This window comes from Bacillota bacterium, from assembly GCA_012837335.1.
In the GTDB taxonomy this organism is placed as follows: Bacteria; Bacillota; Limnochordia; order Darwinibacteriales; family DTU012; genus DTU012.
Map to the genome: position 1 here is coordinate 1 of DURM01000085.1, position 3,040 is coordinate 3,040.

Annotated in this window: 4 protein-coding genes and 2 rRNA genes; 4 read left to right on the forward strand and 2 right to left on the reverse strand. The window is 45.3% G+C overall.

Features of this window, described 5'->3' with window-relative positions:
• Positions 1–101, forward strand: a 16S ribosomal RNA gene (locus tag GX019_10950); the annotation flags it as partial.
• Between the two features lie 74 nt (positions 102–175).
• Here GX019_10950 and GX019_10955 read toward each other — a convergent pair.
• Both GX019_10955 and GX019_10960 read right to left on the reverse strand, forming a co-directional pair.
• Positions 176–709, reverse strand: a complete 534-nt coding sequence (locus tag GX019_10955; GenBank protein ID HHT37675.1) for a GNAT family N-acetyltransferase — start codon at positions 707–709, stop codon at positions 176–178.
• Positions 710–809: 100 nt separating this feature from the next.
• Positions 810–1,481: an SOS response-associated peptidase gene (locus tag GX019_10960; GenBank protein HHT37676.1), complete on the reverse strand. Its 672-nt coding sequence runs from the start codon at positions 1,479–1,481 to the stop codon at positions 810–812.
• 139 nt (positions 1,482–1,620) lie between these two features.
• On the opposite strand from GX019_10960, the gene GX019_10965 reads away from it, so the two are divergent.
• From GX019_10965 to GX019_10975, 3 genes are all read left to right on the forward strand, one after another.
• Positions 1,621–1,968: a DUF134 domain-containing protein gene (locus GX019_10965; protein HHT37677.1), complete on the forward strand. Its 348-nt coding sequence runs from the start codon at positions 1,621–1,623 to the stop codon at positions 1,966–1,968.
• 27 nt (positions 1,969–1,995) lie between these two features.
• Complete coding sequence (locus GX019_10970; protein HHT37678.1) at positions 1,996–2,772, forward strand: Mrp/NBP35 family ATP-binding protein; 777 nt, start codon at positions 1,996–1,998, stop codon at positions 2,770–2,772.
• Positions 2,773–2,983: 211 nt separating this feature from the next.
• Positions 2,984–3,040 (forward strand): 23S ribosomal RNA (locus GX019_10975); the annotation flags it as partial.

Sequence of the window (3,040 nt, forward strand, 5' to 3'; positions counted from 1 at the left end):
AATTGGAGGGAGCCGTCGAAGGTGGGGCAGATGATTGGGGTGAAGTCGTAACAAGGTAGCCGTATCGGAAGGTGCGGCTGGATCACCTCCTTTCTAAGGAAGACTTATTTAAGCGCTTCTGCTGTTTGGTCAAAAAGTTAGACCCGTACCGATTTCGGTACGGGTCTTTTTTCGGTTATGCAGGAACTTTTTTGTATACATTAGTGAAGATCTGGTCGATCACGCTTTGGCGTTTTGCTTGTGGAATTAATTCTGGATAGCTCATGATTGTTAGGGGAATCTGTTCATTGCTCTTGTTTAGCGGTGGCTGGATATAGGTGATATCGTTCAGCTTAAAGCCCAACCGCTGATAAAACTTAATTCTCCGCTTGGCAGTGTTGGTATCGAAGGCCTCAACTTCTAAGACTACGGGTTTTTTGGTTCTGCGCAAAAACTTGTTCAAGACTACCGAACCTAAACCTCTGCCGCGCATATTTTTTCGAATCGCAAAGTACTCTGCAAAATTAAAACCGTCGAGCTTCCACCACGATAAAAACCCACTAAGCATGCCAAGCTTGTTCTTAATTGCTAAAACCTTGTACTTAGGATTATGGTACAGCCTTTCAAACACTTTGTAGGAAATTGTTTCCGCGGGCGGAAATGCTTCTTCCATAATACTGTAGATCCGCGGAAGATCACTCGGCTGCGATAATCCTAGATCAATATCCATAGAGATTAACTCTCCTTTCTCAATACCAATTATATCATAATCAGCACTCGCTGTCTGATCCATTTAGTGACTGCGAGATTGAGGAGAGAGTATGAACAATCTACAAACCGAGCGGCTCAAGACACTTAGGGCTTTCGTTGCGTGGTGAATTCACCAGGCGGCTGACCGGATACATTTCCATTTCCTCGCTGGGATAGGGCTTGAATAGTTTGGACAGCTCGTCGTAGTTTTGGAGCTCGGGATCCAGCCAAAGCTGTTCCTGTTCTGGCCTGAGGATGACCGGCATCCGATTATGAACAGGCTGGATTAGGCTGTTCGCCTCAGTAGTGATGATGGTGCATGACTGAATTACTTCGGAGGATGACTGCCACTCATCCCAAAGACCGGCAAAAGCAAACGGCTGACTAGACTTTAATCTTATATAAACAGGCTGTTTTGGGGTTTCTGTCTGAATCCATTCATAAAAGCCGTCGGCCGGAATCAGACAGCGCCGCCTCTTAATCAGGTGTTTAAACGAAGGTTTTTCCGCCAGTGTTTCGCAGCGGGCGTTGATCATCTTGGCTCCGAATTTGGTGTCTTTGGCCCAGAAGGGAATCAAGCCCCACTTAAACAGCTTAAATCTGCTTTGATCATCCTCGTTTACTATACCGAGAATTGTCTGGGTAGGAGCGATGTTGTACCGCGGCAGATAATCGAAATCCACCGGCATACCGATTGCAAAGCGGTACAGCAGCAGATCCATATCGCTGGTCAGGGTAAAACGTCCGCACATCAGGACCACCTCATTGATAATTTTACCGTTAATTTCGCTGAGATATTTCAAAATCCTTTTGCTGTCCCCCCCACTTATTGACATATGTTCAAAACAAGGTATAATAAAAAAGTATTCAATAACCATAAGGAGTGCAGTTATGGCAAGGCCGAGAAAACGCAAGCGCGTCTGCCGATTACCATTCCATAAACATTTCCACCCGGCTGGCATGGTAAGAGCAGATGAAGTAATCCTGACAGTTGAGGAGTACGAGACTCTCAGACTAATCGATCATGAAGGCTTAATTCAGGAAGAATGCGCAGAGATAATGCATGTAGCCCGAACTACTGTGCAGAGACTCTACAATAGTGCGCGAAAAAAGATTGCAGAAGCCTTGGTAGAAGGAAAAATAATTAGGATCGATGGGGGCGATTACCGTGTCTGTGATCGCCAAAGCGAGCAGCATCGCTGCAGATGGGGACACTGCCGACGCTGGCTGCATGGGTAAACTTAATAAAGATGGAGGAACACAGCTATGGCTAACCAAAAACCTGATTTTCAGATTGAACCAAATTCGCTCAGTAATATTAAAAAAGTTATTGGTGTTGTCAGCGGCAAAGGCGGTGTCGGCAAATCGCTGGTAACTTCTATACTGGCAGTCGAGATGAACCGCAGAGGTTACCGTACAGCAATACTTGATGCCGATATTACAGGTCCATCAATCCCAACCGGCTTTGGGCTGCGGGAAAAGGCAGTAGGGGTTGAGCAGGGAATTCTGCCGATTAAAAGTAAAACTGACATCTCGATTATGTCGGTGAACTTTTTACTGGAGAACGAGACCGATCCTGTGGTATGGCGCAGTCCACTTATTACCGGAGCAATTAGGCAGTTTTGGTCCGATGTAATCTGGGGAGACATCGATTACATGTTTGTTGATATGCCTCCGGGAACTGGCGATGTTCCTTTAACTGTATTTCAATCCCTGCCAGTTGATGGAATTGTTGTTGTAACATCACCGCAGCAGTTAGTTGCAACAATAGTCGCTAAGGCTGTGAAAATGGCAGAGCTGATGAATATTCCAATCGTGGGTATTGTTGAGAATATGGCATATGTGCAGTGCCCAGACTGCAGTCGTGAAATCAAAGTATATGGAGAAAGCCATATCAGTGAAGTAGCAGGTCAGTATAATGTAGACGTGTTGGCTCGAATTCCGATCGATCCAAAGATTGCGTCTGCCGTTGACAGTGGTTCGATAGAGGATCTGGATATCCAGTGGCTGGATGAATTGGTTAAACGTGTGGAAAATGTCTAAAACCTCACTGGCGGGAGCAGGTTGAACCTGAAATTTTATGGTTAATTGAGGTTGACAATCTCGATGTTCCATGGTAATATATTTTTTGCCGACCGGTTTTGAGACCGGTCGGATATGCACTTTGAAAACTGCACAACAGATTTAAAAGGGTAACATGCAAATACTCAAGTAGAGTTTTTTCGTTTACCCTTAGGATTCTAATAATGTCAATAGGTCAAGTTACTAAGAGCGCACGGCGGATGCCTTGGCGCCAAGAGCCGATGAAGGA